The organism is Spirosoma endbachense (assembly GCF_010233585.1).
GTDB classification, from domain to species: Bacteria; Bacteroidota; Bacteroidia; order Cytophagales; family Spirosomataceae; genus Spirosoma; species Spirosoma endbachense.
The window spans coordinates 1,459,862-1,480,008 of sequence record NZ_CP045997.1 but is presented as its reverse complement, the minus strand read 5'-3'; the positions used below and the strand labels follow the sequence as shown (position 1 = coordinate 1,480,008).

Here is a 20,147-nt window from a genome sequence, read left to right as displayed (position 1 = left end):
ATACCAATCATTTTGCCTTGAAAGGGCGGTTATACCTCAAAGCCCTGCAAGCGGCTTTTGCGGAACTGGCCGTCCTCAAAAATCAACTCAGCCAACATCCACAAATGGAGTTGGCGTAACATCAGTTCTTACTTTCAATAAAAAGTATTTAGTACAGTCAAACATTTCTAATACTGTTTTCGCCTTCTCCTGGCTGCCTTTGCGCACCGATGGCAACAGAACGTCGAATCCATCCTGATACTTTCGTACTTACCGTTGCAGTGTAAACAGATCTTTTGATAGTACACCCGCTCCCCATAGCGTTCGGCGCGTTCATACTTGAAATTACGTACGGGTTTAGATTTGATGGGTTCTTCCATTGGGATAAAAGTTAAGTAGTGAATTGGACTCAATAAGTTCTGTAAAATCACTGTATAATCACTGCATAAGCAAACGATAAGCTTCCCATAATCGGGCAAAACCATGCCTAAAGCCACTAAAAAGCCACCCAAAAGCCTATAAGGACTTTTGCTGTATTACCTCATTCAAATCATTGTAAGTTGCGTATAGACTTGAGCGGTCTTTAACAGGGAAACCAACAGCCTGTAAGTTGCCATAGGCCGCACGTCCGGCAGTGTCATTGTCAAAAAAACAGTTGATGCGTTTCGCGCCTTCCAGCGTTGCCAGGGCTTGCTTTAGGTTGGTCGTGGAATTAAGAATGATCGTTGTGCAAACCGGACGTACAAACAGGCTCATGGTTAGGTAAGACAGGAAATCAAAAAAGCCTTCAAACAAATCAATCTCGTCGGAGCCTGCTACTGGAATGGTTCGGATCGCACTGACACCTAACCAGCCTTTGAACAGCTTGGATCGCAGGGCGTAGCTGTAGCTATCCTTATCGGTCTTGAAGCCAACGGCGTAATACGCCCGGTTTTTATTGAGGTAGCGAATCTCATAGAGGTATCGTTTGGCAAGTGCTGGTGGAATGCACCGGCTCATGACATAATCCATCAGAACGTGGTTAAATAAGGCTCGTTCGTCCAGCAAGGTCATAGCCGACGACTCGTCGGCTTGTGGGGTTGTATTGACAATAGATAGACCGCTGAAAGAAGAAGCAGGTTTTCACGCATGGTTTATCAACATCAAGTGCAGCATAATGAACGGACGAAACCAGTTGGAACCTTCTATCGCTCGTAAGGTGGATTCAGGATTTGTTCCCCAAAATTATCTGCAAATAAATCGCGATGTGGAAAGCATAGCTGTAATCTCCAGCGGGAAGATTATTGCTTGTGAATGTTCCTCTATCGGCTAGCGCGGGCCAGTGCTAATCAAACCCAACCACCAGCTATTCAAGATTTAAAATAGACCATGTTAATCGCATTGAACTATTGCGGTATTGACGGGCAATGTACCGATACTAAAGGGACGCATCATAAAAGCGATTAACTATTAACGGAATTGAGAAGCCCTTCAAAATACGTTTAAGTCCTGCCGAATAAAGATCTGGTTGTCCCAAACTCATCCTTTACTTATCTGCACTCAGGACCTATCCACTTGATGTAGCTTTACAGCTACATTTGAACAGCTAGAGAGCTATTTGAAATGGCTGTGTTACAATAAATCTTTGCTTGACGAAACGAATGCACGTTCTGTGTACTCCATTCTCTAACCCAGTCTCTCTTGGAACATCTGGATTCGAAATCGACACATCAAATCAATGAAGAAGGTTTGTGGAATCTGTTTCTGGAAGGAGATCGGGCCGCTTTAGGCGAGATAGCTAACAGGCATTACAATAAACTTTACAACTACGGAACCCGATTTACCCAGGATAAAGATTTTGTGCGGGACTGCTTGCAGGAGCTTTTTATGGAATTATGGGAAAGGAGAGACAAGCTTTCGAAGATCCAGTATGTAAAACCCTACTTGCTGACATCGCTACGGCATAAGCTGATTAATGAATCCTTTAAATTGAAGCGATTTAAGCAATACGAAGAGCTGCCGTTTCTGTCTGATGTTACTGAAAAGCCAATTGAATTGTCAATTATTGAACTCGAATCGTCTTGGGAAAATGCGATGAGGCTCAAAACTATTATTTCCGGACTCACGAGCAGGCAACAGGAAATAATATACCTCAGGTTTTATCAGGGGCTGGAATTTGTAGAAATCACCCAGATTATGAACATGGAACGACAGAGCGTCGCAAATCTGCTTCACCGTTCTTTAAGGGACATACGTGATAAATGGCGTGCTGCGGAATTTTCAACGCCCTTGCTATTATTTTTCTTACCAACTACCCTATTCATTATCAACTACTTACTAACTAATTTAAAAAAAAGCATCATTCTATGAGTATGTATATGCCAATATTACACCTATATGATAAAAATGGGCACAAAATACTCGAATGAAAAAATACAGTTCGTATGACGCGCCTGATTTTGCGGCAGATGAGTTTTTCCAGGAATGGGTACTCCGGCCCAACAAGTCAAGCGAGCGATTTTGGAGACAATGGCTCTCAGATCATCCCGGCTCCCAAAGCACACTTTGGGAAGCCGCAGAATGGGTCATAGCCATTCACTCGATGTATCCGGATGACCTTACAGAAGAATGCAGGAAGCAGGAAATAATTAAGCTTTTTGAGAAAAAAGCTCCAAAAAAAATACGGTGGTTTCACATCGCCGGCCAAACTGGTTACTGGCTACGCGCAGTTGCCGTTTGTATCCTTTTGTCAGGTTTGCTAGGTTGGTATTATACTTCAACTTTTCATACTGTAGACTACACGACTCCGTTCGGGCATGCGCCGGATGAAATGGTCATCAGCGAGAACAAATCTGAAAAAGCCGTTACAATTTTGCTTGATGATGGCAGCGCGATCACACTCGATACCGGAAGCTCTATTAGATATCCCAAAAATATTAGATACTCAGTCAGGAAAGTTGAGCTGACAGGGAGTGCTTTTTTTGATGTTGCTCGAAATACAGAGAAACCATTTCTGGTAATTGCCGGCGAGACGTTGACCAAAGTCCTTGGCACAAGTTTCAGGATCAAATGTAGTCGTAATAAAGTAGTCGTAGCTGTTAAAACCGGTCAAGTTTCCGTGCGTTCCAATGCGGATCGGGGTAGTACAGATGCAGACGTCCTCCTCACCCAGAATCAACAAGTCGTTTACGACAGCCAAAGTGAAAATTTTCGATCGGGTAAGGTGGAAGTCCCCTGGGGCCTGCCGGACATGCGAAATGTTCAGCTAGTACCTGACTTGGAGGATACGCTTGTCTCCGAGCTTTTTCGGAGGCTTGAAATGAGTTACGGAGTCCAAATATCCTATAATGAAACAAGTTTTTCAGATTGCCGTATCACCACCCAATTTACTGATGAAACACTACGGCAGAAATTACAGGCAATCTGCTCAGTTACCAAAGCGACTTTCAGATTTGAAGATGGACGCATTGTAATCGAAGGTGCCTGCCAGTAAGCTACATAACGATCAGCAACGGAGTAGCAACCTTGACCGACTATGAGAATCAAGCAAGGATATCACATCCATTCCGGATGAATAAAAAAAACTGCCCATTATCTAATGAAACTCACCAAACCCTTAAAGAAATGCACGTACATATACAACTGCCACTCTTGACACGTATATTGGTAAGCGTTGTACTCAATACGCTCGTAGTAATCCTTATATTTAGTGGTAGTACCCAAGCTTCCCGCTCCGAGACTCAGGACATGCTGAGTAAAAAGATCAGTATCCAGGTCAATAATGAGCCAGTTAAGAAAGTGTTTCGAAATCTTAACCGGCTTACAGGCGTCAAATTCGCCTACAACTCAGGGTTATTCGAGGAAAACAAACGAGTTAGTATAAAGGCGATCAACAAATCACTTGCCGAGGTCTTAAACGGAGTTTTCGAGCCGCTGGGCATAGGTTACAGTGTCCAGAACAATCTGGTCTTGCTCAAACCGTTAGAATCGCCCGTCACGAGTGAAGCAAGGACTTATCAGCCACCCTCGAAATCCTTCAACTTAGTAACTGGAAAAGTTACCGATAATAACGCGGGCCCGCTTCCGGGTGTAAGTATTGTTGTAAAAGGCACGCAGAGGGGAACTGTTACCAATGAAAATGGAAGTTTTACGATTGATTTGCTGGCGCAGGATTCCATTCTCGTTTTCAGCTTTATAGGTTATCAGAACCGCGAAGAAAATATTCGTAACCGTTCTGAAATCAACGTCGTGCTCATTCCCGAAAACAGATCGTTGGATGAGGTGGTCGTGGTTGGCTACGGCACCCAGAAAGTTTCTGACTTGACCGGCTCGGTTTCCAGAATTTCGGAGAAGGACATACAGAGTCGGCCGGTCTCATCTTTTCAGGACGCCATTCAGGGGCGTTCCAGTGGTGTTTATGTACGGCAAACAGGCGGGAATCTTGACGGACGGTTTTCGATCTCCGTGAGAGGGACCGGCTCTGTTACCGGGAGCAATGACCCTCTGGTCGTAGTTGATGGCATCCCACTGTTCAGCGGAGGCTTTTCCACGATCAATCCGAAAGATATTGTGTCCATCGATATCCTTAAAGATGCATCAGCAACTGCCATTTATGGTGCGAGGGCAGCGAATGGTGTACTCTTGATAACCACACGACGCGGAAAAGAAGGGAAATCCAACATAACCGTTAGTGCAGATATTGGCATCGAACAAATGTCAAACCAATACCATGTACTCACAACCGAACAACAGAGAAGGCTATTTGTAGACGCGTTTAAAAATACAGGCAAGAACACGGCGGCCTATGAAGACCTGACTAATCCGGCCTGGCAGATCGACACAGACTGGCAAAAACTGGGAACCCGGACAGCCGCAAGACGTAGCTATTCGATAGGACTGAGCGGTGGGACCGATAAGAGTACCTATTCGGTTTCGATTGGGCATCTTGACCGACAGGGAACGATAAGAAACTCCGACTTCAAATCGTATAGCTTCCGGGCCAACAACGACATTACCATCAAAAAAAGGTTAAAGGTTTCATCAAACCTCTCGGGCAGCCATCAGATACAACATGTCCTTAACCAGGATAGTTGGGGAGGAGGTACTTATGGTTCGTTTCTATCCAGCCATTCCTACACCAAGCCATACGACGATAACGGAAACCTGACTGCGATCAACACCGCAGCGGATCCCTATTTCGGAGCTAACTCTAATCCGTTGATCGACCAGTTCCAGCCAGTCAGGGAAGAAAAGCTGACCCGTTTGCTTGGTGCCGTCAAGGCTGACCTTGACATTGTGAAAGGCCTGCGGTTTGGCGGCAGCCTGGGTGCCGACCTTGTCCTCGGCAATAATTACTCCTACCTCCCTGTTTATCAGATCGGGCTGTTCAGCAGGCCGCAGGGAAGTGTAACCATCCGATCAGGACAAGATCTCAACTGGTTGACTGACGCCACTTTTCAATATGACAAGGAATTCAACAAACATGGTGTCAAGATCCTGGTGGGCTTTTCAACTCAACAATTCAATACGCGTTCGGCCACTATCACCGGGACGGGAACGCTCGACAATGCGCTGAACCAGCTTTCCAACCAAACCAACTTTAACGCCACAGGCGCAGAGGTTAACTCGGGACTTGTTTCTTCTTTTGCCCGTCTGAATTACAGTTATAACGACAAATACCTGCTGACCGCTACGGTCCGAAGGGATGGATCATCCAAATTCGGGCCGGCCAAAAAATACGGAACGTTCCCATCGGCCTCAATAGCGTGGCGGGTTACGCAGGAAGATTTTGCCCGTAATATTCCCGGATTGCACGAGCTGAAATTAAGATCTAGTTATGGACTGACTGGAAACCAGAACCTGGGAGATTTCTCATTTATAACAAGGGCCGGCCCGGCATCGTATGTTTATGGTAATTCAGTGGTAATTGGAAATGCTGCACAAAACATTGGCAATCCGAACCTGCAATGGGAATCAGCCAGGCAGTTTGACGCCGGGCTGGATCTGAGTTTGCTTAGAGGCCGGTTATCCTTTACACTCGACTATTACCACAAACTATCGGACAATCTTCTTATCAGGACGCCGATCCCCTTTACGTCCGGTGTCCAGGAAGATCCGACTGTCAACATCGGATCGCTGAAGAACACGGGATTTGAGTTTTCCCTGAATTCTCAGAATATATCGGGAAAAGTTAGCTGGTCCACCAATTTCAATATTAGTACCAATAAAAACGTAGTGCTGGATTTAGGTAAAAATTCTATCGGCGACCCATTACAAATTCCCGGTGGCGTTATGCCGCTTTCCAACGAGATCACTAACCTAACCGTTACCGGTAGGCCCGTTGGCGCATTCTACATGTACAGATTTATAGGTATATGGCAGTTAGGAGAAGAAGAAGCTGCTAAAAAATGGGCAAATGCTGTGCCGGGGGACCTCAAATTCGCAGATAATAACCATAACGGAATTATGGATGAGGGCGACAAAGAGTTTGTTGGGCAACCGCAACCGAAAGTGTTTGGAGGGATAAACAACACCATATCGTATCATGGCTTTTCGGCTTCGTTCCTATTCAATTTTGCAGCGGGCAATAAACTCTATCATTCCATGAGGAACCTGAACGCCAGGGCTGTACCGTTCAACCAGCAACTTGCCGAGGTCGCCGACTACTGGACTCCTACAAACCCAACTAATAAAGTCCCCAGAGCCTCTCAGCAATCAGGCAATACCACGTATTTGGCCACCAAAGTTTCGACCCGTTATCTCGAAAATGCAGACTTCCTGCGTCTTAAAAATGTAAACCTGTCATATGACTTTTCTGAACAAGTAGTTAAAAAATTACGATTGGACGCTGCCAGATTGACACTAAGCGCAACTAATTTATTCACTTTAACAAAATATACCGGACTAGACCCCGAAGCCTCAAGCAATGCTAGTCTGCTCTGGGCTGGTATCGATCTCACACCCTACCCACTTACCAAGCTCTATTCCATGTCCTTTTTGGTAACCTTTTAATATCAGACCCATGCTAAGCATCACACAAAGCAGCAGGAGATCTTTTTACGCATTGATCATAAGCCTTGCATTGTCTTCCTGCTCCAGTCTTTTAGACCCCGTACCACTGGGAATAATCGAACTTAACAAACTCTTTACGACCCGTGATGGGATAATTGCTGCCGTAAATGGAAGCTATGCACCTTTACAAGCCCTTTACCGTGGCCCAATGCAGCAATTAACAGACCTGGCCAGTGATGACGGCTGGACCTGGCGTAATGAACTTGATCCAGATGTTTACATTATCCAGGCAAATTCAACCTATAATCGAGATGTATGGGAGACTCATTACCTGGGAATTTGCCGCGCAAACGACGTCATCAACAACATCGAGAACGCGGCAGATTTAACTGATCCGGTATTGAAAAAGGCTGTGGAGGGGCAGGCAAAGTTCATTCGTGCCTATTATTATTTCAACCTTGTAAGGCTTTTCGGGGACGTTCCTCTAATAGTCAGGCAAATAAAAACGCGTGATGACGCAGAACAGCCGCGGGCTGCGACCAAAGAGATCTATGCCCAAATAAAAAAGGATCTTTCCGACGCTGAAACACTGCTACCTGCGAATTATTCAGGCTCTTTTGGCCTGGAAAAAGGCAGGCCAACTGCCCAATCTGCTTCCGCATTGAAAGCCCTGGTCCATCTGGAACTCGAAGAATGGGACCAGGTAAAGATCGCCACCGAAGGGATTATCAATAAAGCAGCTCTACCAGTGAACTATGCCAGCAACTTCAACGGAACTGCCGAAAATAGTCCAGCGAGTTTTTTTGAAGTGCAATACGGTGGCGTAGCCAGCGCGACTACTAGCATCCTTGGTCAATCGTGGTCGCCTACCAGCGCAGGTGGCCAAGCGGCTATGCTGCCTACGGACAATACCATGAATGGGACCGGTGGAGGACTTTCATCCGGGAACGGCATTGTTCAGGCTTTTGAGCCTGGCGATCTTCGCAAAACCGTTTCTCTTGCGAGCTACGATCTGATCAATTTCCTTGATGTCAATCGCGCCAAGGGTAGCCTGCTATACGTTAACAAATATTACAATACCGTCGATCCCAGAGGACAAAGTACCTGGAATTATCCGCTGATCAGACTGTCTGAGATAATTTTGACACGAGCTGAAGCCTTGAACGAAATTGGTTTTCAGGCGGATAAAGAGGCTTTCGAATTGCTGAATCTGGTGCGTACGAAGGCTGGTTTGAAGCCTTTACTATCCTCAGATATCGGCGGGCAGGAGGAATTTCGCAACGCGATCAGAAAAGAGCGACGAACGGAGCTGGCCTTTGAAGCAAAACGGTACTTCGATCTGAACCGCTGGGGAATACTGGCAACTACAATTCAGGAACAAATGAATTTGTCGAAACGGACATTCCCAGCAGCCAGGTCCGCTTCCCACCCTATTACGGGAAAACAGTACTTTTTATATCCGTTACCGGCAACAGAATTTATCAATAACGCACGGTTGGGACAACAAAATCCCGGCTACAACTAAATCGACGAACAATGAAATTACTTCGTAGAATTTCAAACGCCAAAATAGTAGCGGCATGTGTCGCTTCTATAACAATTTTGTGTATACCTTCTTTTAGAAATGTGCCGACAGACGGTCCGGGTACAAAAGCCGATCTGCCCAATATCGTTGTCATTCTTGCAGATGATATGGGTTATGGTGATATTCGAGCTTATAACCCTGAATCTCAGATTCCGACTCCAAATCTGGATAAGCTGGCCGTTGGTGGTCTGAGGTTTACGGACGCCCACTCGGGTTCGTCGGTCTGTACGCCAACGCGTTATGGTCTGCTGACCGGCCGCTATGCTTTCCGGTCTTCACTCAAAAAAGGCGTTTTGGGAGGATATTCGCCCCCGCTGATTGAGAACGACCGCTTTACAATCGCCGATCTGCTTAGTAATGCTGGCTATCATACGGGTATCGTTGGCAAATGGCACCTTGGCTTATCCTTCGCAATCGATAGTGTTACCACTTCGACAAATGCGCCGGCAGATTCAACATCCGGTTGGCCAAACGGCAACGGCATCAATGTAGAAAAGCCGTTGGTGAATAGCCCTAATGATGTAGGGTTTGATTACAGCTATATTATTCCGGCTTCACTGGATATGCCACCATACGTCTATTTTGACGATAAAAAGCCCACGGAACGGGGCATTGTACAACTTGAAGGAAGCAAATATCCGCGTGGGGTGCTCTGGCGTGAGGGCAAAGCATCGGCAAACTTCAACATCCACGCAACACTCGACCACTTTTCAAAAAAAGCTACTGACTTTATATCAAAATCGGCCCGGTCGGAAAAACCTTTCTTTTTATATCTTCCGCTAACAGGGCCGCACACGCCCTGGCTCCCTTCCCAACGTTTTAAGGGCAAATCAAAGGCAGGTATATATGGTGATTTTGTAGCCCATACCGACGCTGTTGTTGGCGAGGTAATGCACACCTTAGACAGCCTTGGCATCACCGGGAATACGTTGGTTATATTCACGTCAGACAACGGAGCGGACTGGAGGCCTGGTGATAAACAGTTATTCCCTGCCCATCAGGCAAATTATATATTCCGCGGTCAAAAATCGGATATTTGGGAAGGTGGACACCGGGTGCCTTTTTTGGCAAGTTGGCCAATGGGCATTAAACCGGGCCGGCAGACTTCAAACACTATTTGCCTTACTGATCTTCTGGCTACCTTCGCAACGATCACACACCAAAAAATACCCGCTTCGGCCGCACAGGACAGCTTCGATTTCTCAACTGTCCTCACAAATAATGCTCCAGTAAACCCTACAAGGCAAAGCATTATCCACCATTCGATAAAGGGCATGTTTGCACTCAGAAAAGGCAAATGGAAGTACATTGAAGGAAAAGGAAGCGGTGGATGGTCGGAAGACAATTCCCCGACGGCAGATTTGCAGGCTCAGTTGTATGATCTGGAAACAGACCCCACCGAAAGCAAAAATGTGTTTACATCGTTTTCAGACATAGCGCGCAGTCTAGACAGTGAGTTACAAAAGCAGAAAAAATCGGGTTACACCAGATCGGGGAGCAATAAGTGACCCGCAGCGGAAATAGCCAGATAGGAGACAATAAGCCTCATTCTTGTAGGGGCGTTAGTAACACATTTTTATTTTATGATGAAAAAATACGAAAGCAAGATTTTGCTTCTAACAGTATTTATGTCATTTATGACATCGGGAATCTGGGTTTCAGGGCAAAACACAATGAGCACTGCAAGTCGGCCTACGATTATATTCATTTTGGCAGATGATTGGGGATATGGTGATTTGGGGTGTTATGGGAATGCCGATGTTACTACCCCCAATCTAGACAAATTAGCGTCCCAGGGAACCCGTTACACGCAATTCCACGTGACCAGCGGTGTTTGCTCTCCGAGCAGAAGTTCGATACTTACCGGACATTTTCCGGCCAGGCATCGTATTCATGGGCACTTTGCAGGAAATGGGGAGAATTCCAGTCGAAACATGCCGAACTGGCTGGATGAGAACTTGCCGGTATATTTACCAAAACAAATGCGTGAAGCGGGTTACGTTACCGCACATATAGGAAAGTGGCATCTGGGCGGTGGAGGGGCGCCCAATGGAGATACGGGAGCGCCCGAACCGAAGGTATATGGTTATGATGAAACCAGAGTATGGAATGGTAACGGACCCACCTGGAAAGGTGATCAGCATTGGCCGACGACGAGGTACATGGATAATGACACGCTTTGGATTCAGAATTCGAGCAAACTGGCAGTCGACGAGTCAATTGATTTTTTGCGAAGGAACAGGGGGAAGTCGCCCATGTTTTTGAATATTTGGTTGAAGGACCCACATACCCCGCTTGCCCCATCAGCGCGGCAAAGAAAACCGTTTAAAGGTTTAGAACCCGATAAAGAGACGTATTATTCGGTGTTGGCAGATGCAGATTACCATATTGGAAGGCTCATAGATAGCTTGGCAAAAATGGGACTTGATGATAATACATTGCTGATCTTTACAAGTGACAATGGCCCCGCAAACTATGCGCCGGCAAGAATCGCGGGGTCGACAGCGGGCTTGAAGGGACGAAAAACTGATATTTTTGAAGGAGGGGTTAATGTCCCCTTAATTATAAGGTGGCCCGGCCACGTTGCTGCGGGAGCGGTAGATACCCTGAGTGTTTTGTCGGCGGTTGATTTACTGCCTACCTTCTGCGAATTAGCAGGGAATAAGCTTCCGAAAGAGTTTAAGCCAGACGGGGAAAGTTTTGCCAACTTGTTGCAAAAAAGGCCCTTTAAGCGTTCAAAGCCACTATTTTGGGAATGGAGATTTCCTTATCTGGGAACCGACCGTAATAGACAAAATAGCTGGGCCAACATCGCGGTACGAGATGGAGACTGGAAATTAATAGCGAATAATAGTATTAATCGAATTGAACTTTATATGATCTCCGTCGATCCGTTTGAAACAAAAAACTTGGCGAACGACAATCCGGAGAAAGTGAAAGAGCTGCTTAATAAATGGAATGAGTGGAAATCCGGGCTTCCGGACTAAGAGACATTAATAGGTCGATGGCTATCCCAGAGCTTAAACCTTGTACACGTTTACCATCTAAATCTATGCGAAGTTTTTTTCGATATTTTCTTATCCTTATACAACTTCTGCTATTGGTAGGATCTTCTTACAGTCAGATTACCCGGCCACTTACTTCGCGTCCCAATATTATTGTCATTGTTGCCGACGATCTCGGCTTTGGTGATTTGGCTTGTTATGGCAACAAAAATCACCAGACACCCAATATCGATAAGCTAGCGCGAGAAGGTATAAAGTTTCTTGATTTTCACTCGAATGGCGTCGTTTGCAGCCCTACAAGGGCATCGTTACTTACCGGGAAATATCCTCAAAGCACTGGCATTACAGGTGTAATTACAGCAAAAAGCCATCGGGATGTTGGGCTGGATGCCAATGAGACACTGATTTCGGAAATCTTAAAAGGAAATGACTATAAGACTGGTATAATAGGGAAATGGCATTTAGGGTACGACACAATCTATTCGCCTGTTAAGCAAGGATTTGACATCTTCAAAGGATACGTCAGTGGCAATGTTGATTACAATACACATTTCGATCTGGAGAACCATTTCGACTGGTGGTCCAATACAAGTAAATCAGACGAAGCAGGGTACACAACAGATCTGATAACAAAACATGCTTTGTCATTTATCGACCAAAATAAGAGCAACCCGTTCTTTTTATACATTGCTCACGAGGCACCACATGCACCATATCAGGTAAGGGATAGCCGACCTGAACGCACCGGAGACCCTGGATTTAAACCTGAACCGGTTACGGACAAAAGAAAGTTATACGGGCAGATGATTGGAATTATGGATGAAGGTATAGGGGAAATTATCACAGCGCTCGACAAATACAAGATTTTAGAAAATACGCTTATTCTGTTTCTATCAGATAACGGAGCTACTGAGGTCGGTTCTAATCTTCCTTTCAAAGGTCAAAAAGGGCAGGTTTGGGAAGGTGGACATCGCATCCCAATGATTGCCTACTGGAAAGGAGTAGCAGCCCCTCAAGTCACCGATGAACTTCTTATGACGATGGATATATTTCCTACAATTTCAGAATTAACAGGTTCTAAAATCCCGGAAAACGTGCAGTTAGAAGGTAGAGGCTTTAGAAATATACTATTAAATAGAGCCTTCCATTCAACAGAAAGGCCGGTTTTCTGGAGCTTTAAAAATTCTGGGGCAGTAAGAAAGGGTAAGTGGAAGCTAGTCAGGGAAAATCAGGACTATTATTTATATGACTTAAGTAAAGATTCGGGAGAGACGGAAAGCGTATTTAAGCAATTTTCCTCCACGGCCAAGCAGTTAGTGGACTTGCTAGTCCGATGGGAAAGGAAAATGTCGGCCATTCCAGCGAAATCGTAATTGCCACAGAATTTTAGTGAGTTTAAAAGAAGGCATTTAGTTCCTGCTTAACTACCTAGCTCAGTAGGCTTATTTTGCAGCTACAACGAGTATGAAACCAAAGCCCAATATTCGTCGAAACGAAAATGCCTGAATCTGAAGCTGGCTATGATTAGGCCACATACAGTTAACGTATACTGATATAGGTTAGCTTAAGTTTTCGGCTCTACCTCGATTTATTTCTATATTCATTTGACTGGTTTATGGCAGATTACCAAATTCATTTTATTATGCTAAGATGTCGGTATTTTGCAACAATTAAGTAACTATTAATCTGACCATAGTGTTGAATGAATTCATAAACACCGGGGAGATAACTCGGGGTAAACTGTCAGCCGATCAGCAAAATTCGGTTTTCGTATGCAAATTAGTCGCTTTCATATAAAGCACTGACAAACAGGCGACGACGTAGCGAAGCGATTACATCTTACTCTAAAATCGACTATCTAATCGCAAAAAAAGAGTTGTTCAGCTGCCATATCCTGAAAGTATGGCAGCTGAACAACTCTTTTTTTAGGGTAAACTAGTTACTGCCAGCCACCGCCCAGCGACCGGTACAACTCAATAAGCGATAAAAACTGCGCCCGTTTTGTCTCGATCCGCGACAGTTCAGCATCCAGCACGCTCCGCTGGGCCGTTATCACTTCCAGATAAGTAGCGTATCCATTGATGAACAGTTCATTCGACGTCGTAGCTGCCTTCCGCAGCATGGCTACTTCCTGATCCTGGATATCGGCAACACCCCGATAGTTTTCCAGGCCTTTCAGGCTACTGACCACCTCGCTAACGCCATTTAGAATCGTTTTCTGATAGGCATAATACGCTTCTTTGCTCCTGGCGACCGACACGGCATAATTACCTTTCAGCAATCGCCGGTTAAAGACCGGAGCCGTCAGGCCACCTAAAGCACCCAGCGCCAGCGAGGCAGGGTCGAAAAAGGTGGCAGCCCGGAAGGAATTCAACCCAATATAGGGCGTTAGCGTCAGCGATGGCAGAAAGTCAGCCTGCGCCACGGCCACATCAACATTGGCCGCTTCCAGTTCGCGTTCGGCCTGCCGAATGTCGGGTCTGCGACGTACCAACTGAACCGGTAGTCCAGCAACAACCGAGGCTGGAACCTTCTGATCTTCTATCGACCGACCACGCGCAATCGGTTGAGGGTAACGACCCAGCAAGGCATTTAGCTGATTTTCGACCTGAACAATCTCCTGTCGAACTTTGCCTTCCAGACCCCGCGTGTTCAGTAATTGAGCCGTAAACTGCTGAACAGCCAGCTCTGTTACCCGACCGGCCGCTTTCTGTACATTGACCAGTTCGACAGCGCGCTGTTGCAACACAACATTTTCCCGAATAATATCCAGTTCACCATCCAGCGCCAGCAAGGTGTAATACAATCGGGCAACTTCTGCCGTCAGTGCAGTGACGACCAGATTCTGCCCTTCCTGCGAAGCCAGCACACGGGTGTATGCAGCCCGTCGGCGATTGCGAAGCTTGCCCCAGATGTCAAGCTCCCACGAACTGCGAAAGCCCAGAAAAAAGTCGGGAGTGGGATTTGGAATACGGCTCTGCCCGTTGATATTTTCCGACAGGTTCGTGTCGTAGTTCCCGATCCCGTTCATCGTATACCGACCGTATCGATCCAGACCGGCAGCCGCTACAGCGTTGACAGTCGGCAACAAGGCCCCCTGACTGATCTGAAAACCGGCCCGAGCTATTTCTATGCGCTGGATAGCCATCTTCAGATCGGGATTCTGGCCCAGCGCCGTATCGATCAACCGAACCAGATACGGATCGGAAAATAGTTCTTTCCGGTCCAGATTACCGATGCCGACCGAATCGGTGCGGCCGATAAACGACGCAGGCACGGACATATCGGGTGTTTTTGAAGGTGTATGAACAACCCGACAACCACTCAGACTGGTCAGAAAAACGACCAGACTAAGTCCGTAGGCAAGGCTATGTTTCTTGAAGGATAGCACCGTTGGCATTCGTTTTAGTAGCTAGTAAATTAGAACCTGGCTCATCATCTGCATTCGTATTTTTCGAGGCAAATCGCTGAGCTAGTTTAGCGAATAGAATATAAAGTCCGGGCACCAGAATCAGGCCGAAAATGGTCCCGATGAGCATGCCGCCGGCAGCAGCCGTTCCGATCGATCGGTTACCCAATGCACCCGCTCCCGACGCAATACAGAGCGGAATCAACCCGGCAATGAAAGCCAGTGAAGTCATCAGAATAGGCCGCAAACGGGTAACAGCCCCTTCAACGGCCGCTTTTACAATGGATAATCCCTCCTGTTGTCGCTGGTTGGCAAACTCCACAATCAGAATGGCGTTCTTACCCAGCAAACCAATCAGCATGACCAGCGAAACCTGCGCATAAATGTTGTTTTGCAGACCCGCGAATTGCAGGCATAAAAACGAACCAAAAATCCCGGCAGGTAACGATAACAGAACCGCCAGCGGCAAAAACAGGCTCTCGTATTGCGCCACCAGCAGCAGATACACAAAGACCAGACAGATGGCGAAAATATAGATGGCCTGATCGCCCGACAGCACTTCTTCGCGCGACATACCCGACCATTCGAAGGAGTAACCGCGCGGCAGGGTTTCTTTAGCCACCTCCTGCACCGCCCGCAGGGCATCACCGCTACTGTAGCCCGGTGTCGGATCGCCATTGATCAGGGCCGACATGTACATGTTGTAGCGGGTGATCTGTTCCGGTCCGTATACACGCTGAAGGCTGACAAAATTCGAATAAGGGACCATTTCGCCCTCCCGGTTCTTCACCCGCAGATTCAGTACATCTTCTGGCTTTGCCCGGTATTCGGGAGATGCCTGTACCATAACTTTATACATCTGCCCGAACCGAATGAAATTCGACGCGTAATAGCTACCCATCAGCGTTTGCAGCGTACTCATCGCATTATCGATCGAAACGCCTTTCTGCGCGGCTTTATCCTGGTCTACCTGCAACAGATACTGCGGAAAGCTGGGGTCGAAGCTTGTAAAGGCATTCCCGATTTCTGGCCGCTTTTTGAGGGCTGCAATGAAATCATCAGCCACCTTTTTTGTCTTTTGCAGATCGCCGGAGCCCGTTCGGTCCAGCATTCGCAGTTCGAAACCACTGGAGTTACCAAAGCCCGGCACCGTTGGCGGTGGGAAAAACTGAATGCTGGCATCCTGAACAGTCTTCGTTTTCTGTTCCAGATCGGCAATTACCTCTTCCATCGTTTGCGTGCGCTCATCCCAACTTTTCAGGTTGATCATGCCCATTCCGTAAGAAGCTCCTACCCCATCGGTCATGAGGCTATAGCCAGCCAGCGTCGATACGTTTTCGACAGCTTCCATGCGTGAGGCCACCTGCTGAATTTTGTCCAGTACATCTTCCGTACGCTTCACTGTAGCCCCAACGGGCGTGGTCACGTTTACGTAAATCATACCCTGATCTTCCGTTGGAATAAACCCGCTCGGCAAATACGAGGTGATTCCCCAGGTACCGGCGGCAAACAGCAGCAGCATCGCAACGGTAACAGCCCCACGGCTGGCAACCCGCCGGAGAATTTTCTGATAGCGGCCCGTCATGGCATCGAAGCCCCGGTTGAAGCTGGCAAAAAACCGTCCGAGCAATCCGGCTGATTCATGAGCGTGGGTAGGTCGTAGCAACAAAGCGCACAAAGCGGGCGTGAGCGTTACGGCATTGATACCCGAGATGACAATGGCAACGGCCAGCGTCAGCGAAAACTGTCGATAGAAAATTCCGACCGGCCCCGACATGAAGGCTACAGGCACGAACACCGCCGACATAACCAGCGTAATAGCAATCAATGCCCCACTGATTTCCTTCATTGCCGCAAACGTAGCGGCCCTCGGCGACAGATGGCCGCCCCCGGCGCTGGTCTCAGCCATCTTGGCGTGAACGGCCTCAACGACCACAATCGCATTATCGACCACAATACCAATGGCCAGCACCAGCGCAAATAGGGTAAGCAGGTTGATCGAAAAACCGATCATGCTCATGAACGCGAACGAACCAACCAGCGCTACCGGCACTGCCAGGGCGCAAATCAGTGTCGAGCGCCAGTCCTGCAGGAAGATAAATACGACCAGAAAAACCAGCACAAAAGCCTCGATCAGGGTGCGGACCACCTCGTGTATCGACGCATCCAGAAACCGTGATACATCGTAAGCGAAGTTGTAGGTCATGCCGGGCGGGAAGTTCGTTTTCTTCAGTTCAGCCATCCGTGCTTTCACGTTGTTGATAACTTCCTGCGCGTTCGATCCTGGCCGTTGTTTCAGCATGATCGATGCCGACGGGCGACCATCCGTTTTCGACAGTACATCGTAATCAAGTGAGCCGAACTCCACGTCGGCTACATCCTTCAGGCGCAGAATCGATCCGTCGGATTCGGATCGCAAAACGAGGTTTTCGTACTGTTTCGGATCGAAGAACTTACCGCTGTAACGAAGTACGTACTGAAGCACCTGCGAAGCACGACCCGAGCTTTCACCCGCTTTACCGGGAGCCACTTCGACGTTCTGTTCACGGATGGCGGCAATTACTTCATCGGGCGACACGCCGTAGGACGTCATACGATCGGGTTTGAGCCAGACCCGCATCGAATATTCCCGCGAGCCCATGATATCGACAAACCCAACCCCATCGATCCGTTTCAGTTCGGCCAGCACGTTGATGTCGGCGAAGTTGTAAATGAACTTCTCATCGACGCTCGGGTCATCGCTGAAAATATTGAGGTACAACAGCATACTGTTCACCTCTTTTTCGGTCGATACCCCGGCTTTAATAACCTCTTCAGGTAATTCATCGAGCACTGTTGTCACGCGGTTCTGAACGCCCATAGCCGCCAGATCGGGATCAGTACCCACTTTAAAAAACACCTGAATAAGCGTACTACCATCGTTGCCCGAAACCGAGTTCATGTATACCATACCCGGCACTCCATTAATGGCGCGCTCCAGCGGCATGGCTACAGCCTTGGTGGCTACTTCGGCATTAGCGCCTGTATATTTGGCTGTTACCGTTACCGAGGGTGGCACAATATCGGGAAACTGCGTAATGGGCAAACCGACCAGAGCAAGCCCTCCCAGCAGTGTAATAAGCACCGATATAACCGCCGATAGCAACGGTCTTTTGATAAATAAATCGAACATAATTTCAGTGGACAGTTTTCACCAGGCACCTTTCCGTTCATCGTATGCACCGATACGACAAAACAGAATTGCCTACTGAAAACTTTTGGGTTATTGTTGAGCTAGCGTACTTTGCGACGAGAGACTATCAGCAGAAACGGCTTCCGGAATGATCTGCATACCATCGCGGACATTCTGAATTCCTTCATAAACGACCCGTTCGCCCGGCTCCAGACCCGATTGCACCAGATAGTACTGGTCTACCCTGCCCTGGGTTACAAAACTCCGCGACTTCACTTTGTTGGATGCATCCACGATGTAGACATAGTTCTTGTCCTGCACCTCAAATACGGCCTTCTGGGGCACCAACAGCGCATCGTCTACGTCATTCGCCAGCCGGATCTTGCCCGACGATCCGTGTCGAAGGAGTTTTTCCGGATTCGGGAATCGCGCCCGGAAAGCAATGGTTCCTGCCCCTTCTTCAAAGACACTTTCTACTGTTTCGATCTTGCCCTTATGGGCATATTTTGAATCATCGGCCAGCAGCATTTCCACCGTCTGGATGCCCTCGCTGGGATTTTTTCGGTGTTTTTTGACGTAGGCCAGGTATTCCTTTTCCGAAACGTCGAAGTAGGCATACACTTCGCGGGTATCCGATACGGAAGTCAGCAGAGCCCCTTCTTCGATCAGGCTACCCATCTTGAACGGAATCCGGTTAATAACGCCATCGAAAGGTGCTTTAACACTCGCATGCGACAGTCGGAGTGCAGCGTTATCCTGCATCGACTTTGCTTCGTCAATAGAGGCACGGGCGGCATCTAATTTGGCCTTGGCCAGTTCGAGTTCAGAAGGAGAAACGACGTTTTTATCGACGAGCAATTTCACCCGACCCAGCTCAACTTCAGCAGTTTTAGCTCCTGCTACGGCACTTTTTAAATTGGCTTTCGCCTTATCGAGTTCGGCCTGATATTCGGCCTCATTGAGTTTAAACAACAATTGTCCCTGCCGAACAGGTTGCCCTTCGTCGACGAAGATCTTTTCCAGAAAGCCCGACACCCGAGCCCTGATTTCAACATTGCGAACCGCTTCCAATGTGCCGACATACTCCTTTTTGAGCGTCGTGGATTGACGTGCCAATTTCACAACGGGCAACGTCAGTGTTTCCGGCTGATCGGTTTGTGCTTCCTTACCCGTACAGCCAATTAGTACCGCACCCATGAGAAGGGCGGCTAGAATTCCATAGTTTTTCATCTTTTAAGGCAGATAGTATACGCGTGAAAACAAGGCAGATACAGCCATCCTTTCGGTGGCTACCTACCAGCTATCACACAGATTGATTTATCGTGAAGACCAGGCCATATGTGTAAAGGCGCGACATATTCCATCAATAGACCAGATGGTTCTGCTCTTTTGACGCATAGGGAATCGCATCAGAAACGTTTCTTACACACGCGGGTTATGCCGCGAACTGGGGGGGAGGAGACGAAATTTCGGGCACATGTGTAGGAACATGTGCAGGCTTGAAGGGCACCGATTGCCGATTCAAATACCAGTAATGTTCGGCTAAGGTGCGGAACACAAACAGCTGATGGAAGAAATAATCCTGTTCAACGTTGGTTACCTCGGAGTCGTCGGATTCTTCGTGTTCGGGTATGGCATTTTCGAGACCGAAGCATTCTTCCAGCAGAAGCTCACTGAAGCTTTCTATTTCGTTGATCGACAAATTCTCGCGTCGTTCGCCGGGAAACCTGGGGGTAGCGTATGGATCAGGCGCATCAATACTGACATTGATGACGTGTAACGCCATCAACAGGCAAAGTAGCCGGTGCAGTACGGATTGACGCTGAAGATTACCCATAAACCCAATTTGGTTGGTAGGTTCACAAATATAACCAGCAACGGGCATAACCTGTTCCATCTTACCAATTCCAGGAGCAGATTGGCAATTTCTTTTAAGTTTTCCTTGGTTTGCTACAATTTAGAAAGTTAGGTCATTAGCCGATGGGGCAAATTATCGCTTAAGTCATT

Annotated in this window: 12 protein-coding genes and 1 pseudogene; 8 read left to right on the top strand and 5 right to left on the bottom strand. The window is 47.4% G+C overall.

Translation table 11 applies throughout. From position 1 onward, the window contains the following. Window positions 1-119 (top strand): annotated as a pseudogene (locus GJR95_RS42940) (IS701 family transposase); the annotation flags it as partial. A gap of 376 nt (window positions 120-495) precedes the next feature. Here the strand turns inward: GJR95_RS42940 and GJR95_RS05745 are convergent. After that, the gene (locus GJR95_RS05745; protein WP_162384964.1) at window positions 496-1,032 is read right to left on the bottom strand and encodes a toprim domain-containing protein; all 537 of its coding nucleotides are present in this window, start codon (window positions 1,030-1,032) and stop codon (window positions 496-498) included. A gap of 627 nt (window positions 1,033-1,659) precedes the next feature. On the opposite strand from GJR95_RS05745, the gene GJR95_RS05740 reads away from it, so the two are divergent. From GJR95_RS05740 to GJR95_RS05710, 7 genes are all read left to right on the top strand, one after another. Further along, window positions 1,660-2,328 carry an RNA polymerase sigma factor gene (locus tag GJR95_RS05740; RefSeq protein WP_162384963.1) on the top strand — a complete coding sequence of 223 codons (669 nt, stop codon included), beginning with the start codon at window positions 1,660-1,662 and terminating at the stop codon, window positions 2,326-2,328. Window positions 2,329-2,383: 55 nt separating this feature from the next. Next, the gene (locus tag GJR95_RS05735) at window positions 2,384-3,451 is read left to right on the top strand and encodes a FecR family protein (RefSeq protein ID WP_162384962.1); all 1,068 of its coding nucleotides are present in this window, start codon (window positions 2,384-2,386) and stop codon (window positions 3,449-3,451) included. Window positions 3,452-3,582: 131 nt separating this feature from the next. Then, on the top strand, window positions 3,583-6,969 hold the full coding sequence (locus GJR95_RS05730; RefSeq protein ID WP_162384961.1) for a TonB-dependent receptor: 3,387 nt from the start codon (window positions 3,583-3,585) through the stop codon (window positions 6,967-6,969). 10 nt (window positions 6,970-6,979) lie between these two features. Then, window positions 6,980-8,494, top strand: coding sequence for a RagB/SusD family nutrient uptake outer membrane protein (locus tag GJR95_RS05725; RefSeq protein WP_162384960.1), 1,515 nt, complete (start codon window positions 6,980-6,982; stop codon window positions 8,492-8,494). 101 nt (window positions 8,495-8,595) lie between these two features. Further along, entirely contained in the window at window positions 8,596-10,062 is a 1,467-nt protein-coding gene (locus GJR95_RS05720; RefSeq protein WP_162384959.1) for a sulfatase family protein, read from the top strand. A 75-nt stretch (window positions 10,063-10,137) separates the two neighbouring features. Next, window positions 10,138-11,541 (top strand): sulfatase family protein, encoded by a 1,404-nt coding sequence (locus GJR95_RS05715; RefSeq protein ID WP_162384958.1) that lies wholly within the window; start codon window positions 10,138-10,140, stop codon window positions 11,539-11,541. Window positions 11,542-11,606: 65 nt separating this feature from the next. After that, window positions 11,607-12,932: a sulfatase-like hydrolase/transferase gene (locus tag GJR95_RS05710; RefSeq protein ID WP_162384957.1), complete on the top strand. Its 1,326-nt coding sequence runs from the start codon at window positions 11,607-11,609 to the stop codon at window positions 12,930-12,932. Between the two features lie 566 nt (window positions 12,933-13,498). Here the strand turns inward: GJR95_RS05710 and GJR95_RS05705 are convergent. From GJR95_RS05705 to GJR95_RS05690, 4 genes are all read right to left on the bottom strand, one after another. Then, window positions 13,499-14,959, bottom strand: a complete 1,461-nt coding sequence (locus GJR95_RS05705; protein ID WP_162384956.1) for a TolC family protein — start codon at window positions 14,957-14,959, stop codon at window positions 13,499-13,501. Beyond that, window positions 14,928-18,140, bottom strand: a complete 3,213-nt coding sequence (locus GJR95_RS05700) for an efflux RND transporter permease subunit (RefSeq protein ID WP_162384955.1) — start codon at window positions 18,138-18,140, stop codon at window positions 14,928-14,930. The genes GJR95_RS05705 and GJR95_RS05700 overlap by 32 nt, the downstream gene beginning before the upstream one ends. A gap of 90 nt (window positions 18,141-18,230) precedes the next feature. Beyond that, window positions 18,231-19,370: an efflux RND transporter periplasmic adaptor subunit gene (locus GJR95_RS05695; protein WP_162384954.1), complete on the bottom strand. Its 1,140-nt coding sequence runs from the start codon at window positions 19,368-19,370 to the stop codon at window positions 18,231-18,233. Between the two features lie 205 nt (window positions 19,371-19,575). Beyond that, a complete protein-coding gene (locus tag GJR95_RS05690; RefSeq protein ID WP_162384953.1) occupies window positions 19,576-19,977 on the bottom strand; it encodes a hypothetical protein in 402 nt (133 codons plus the stop codon). Window positions 19,978-20,147 lie beyond the last annotated feature (170 nt).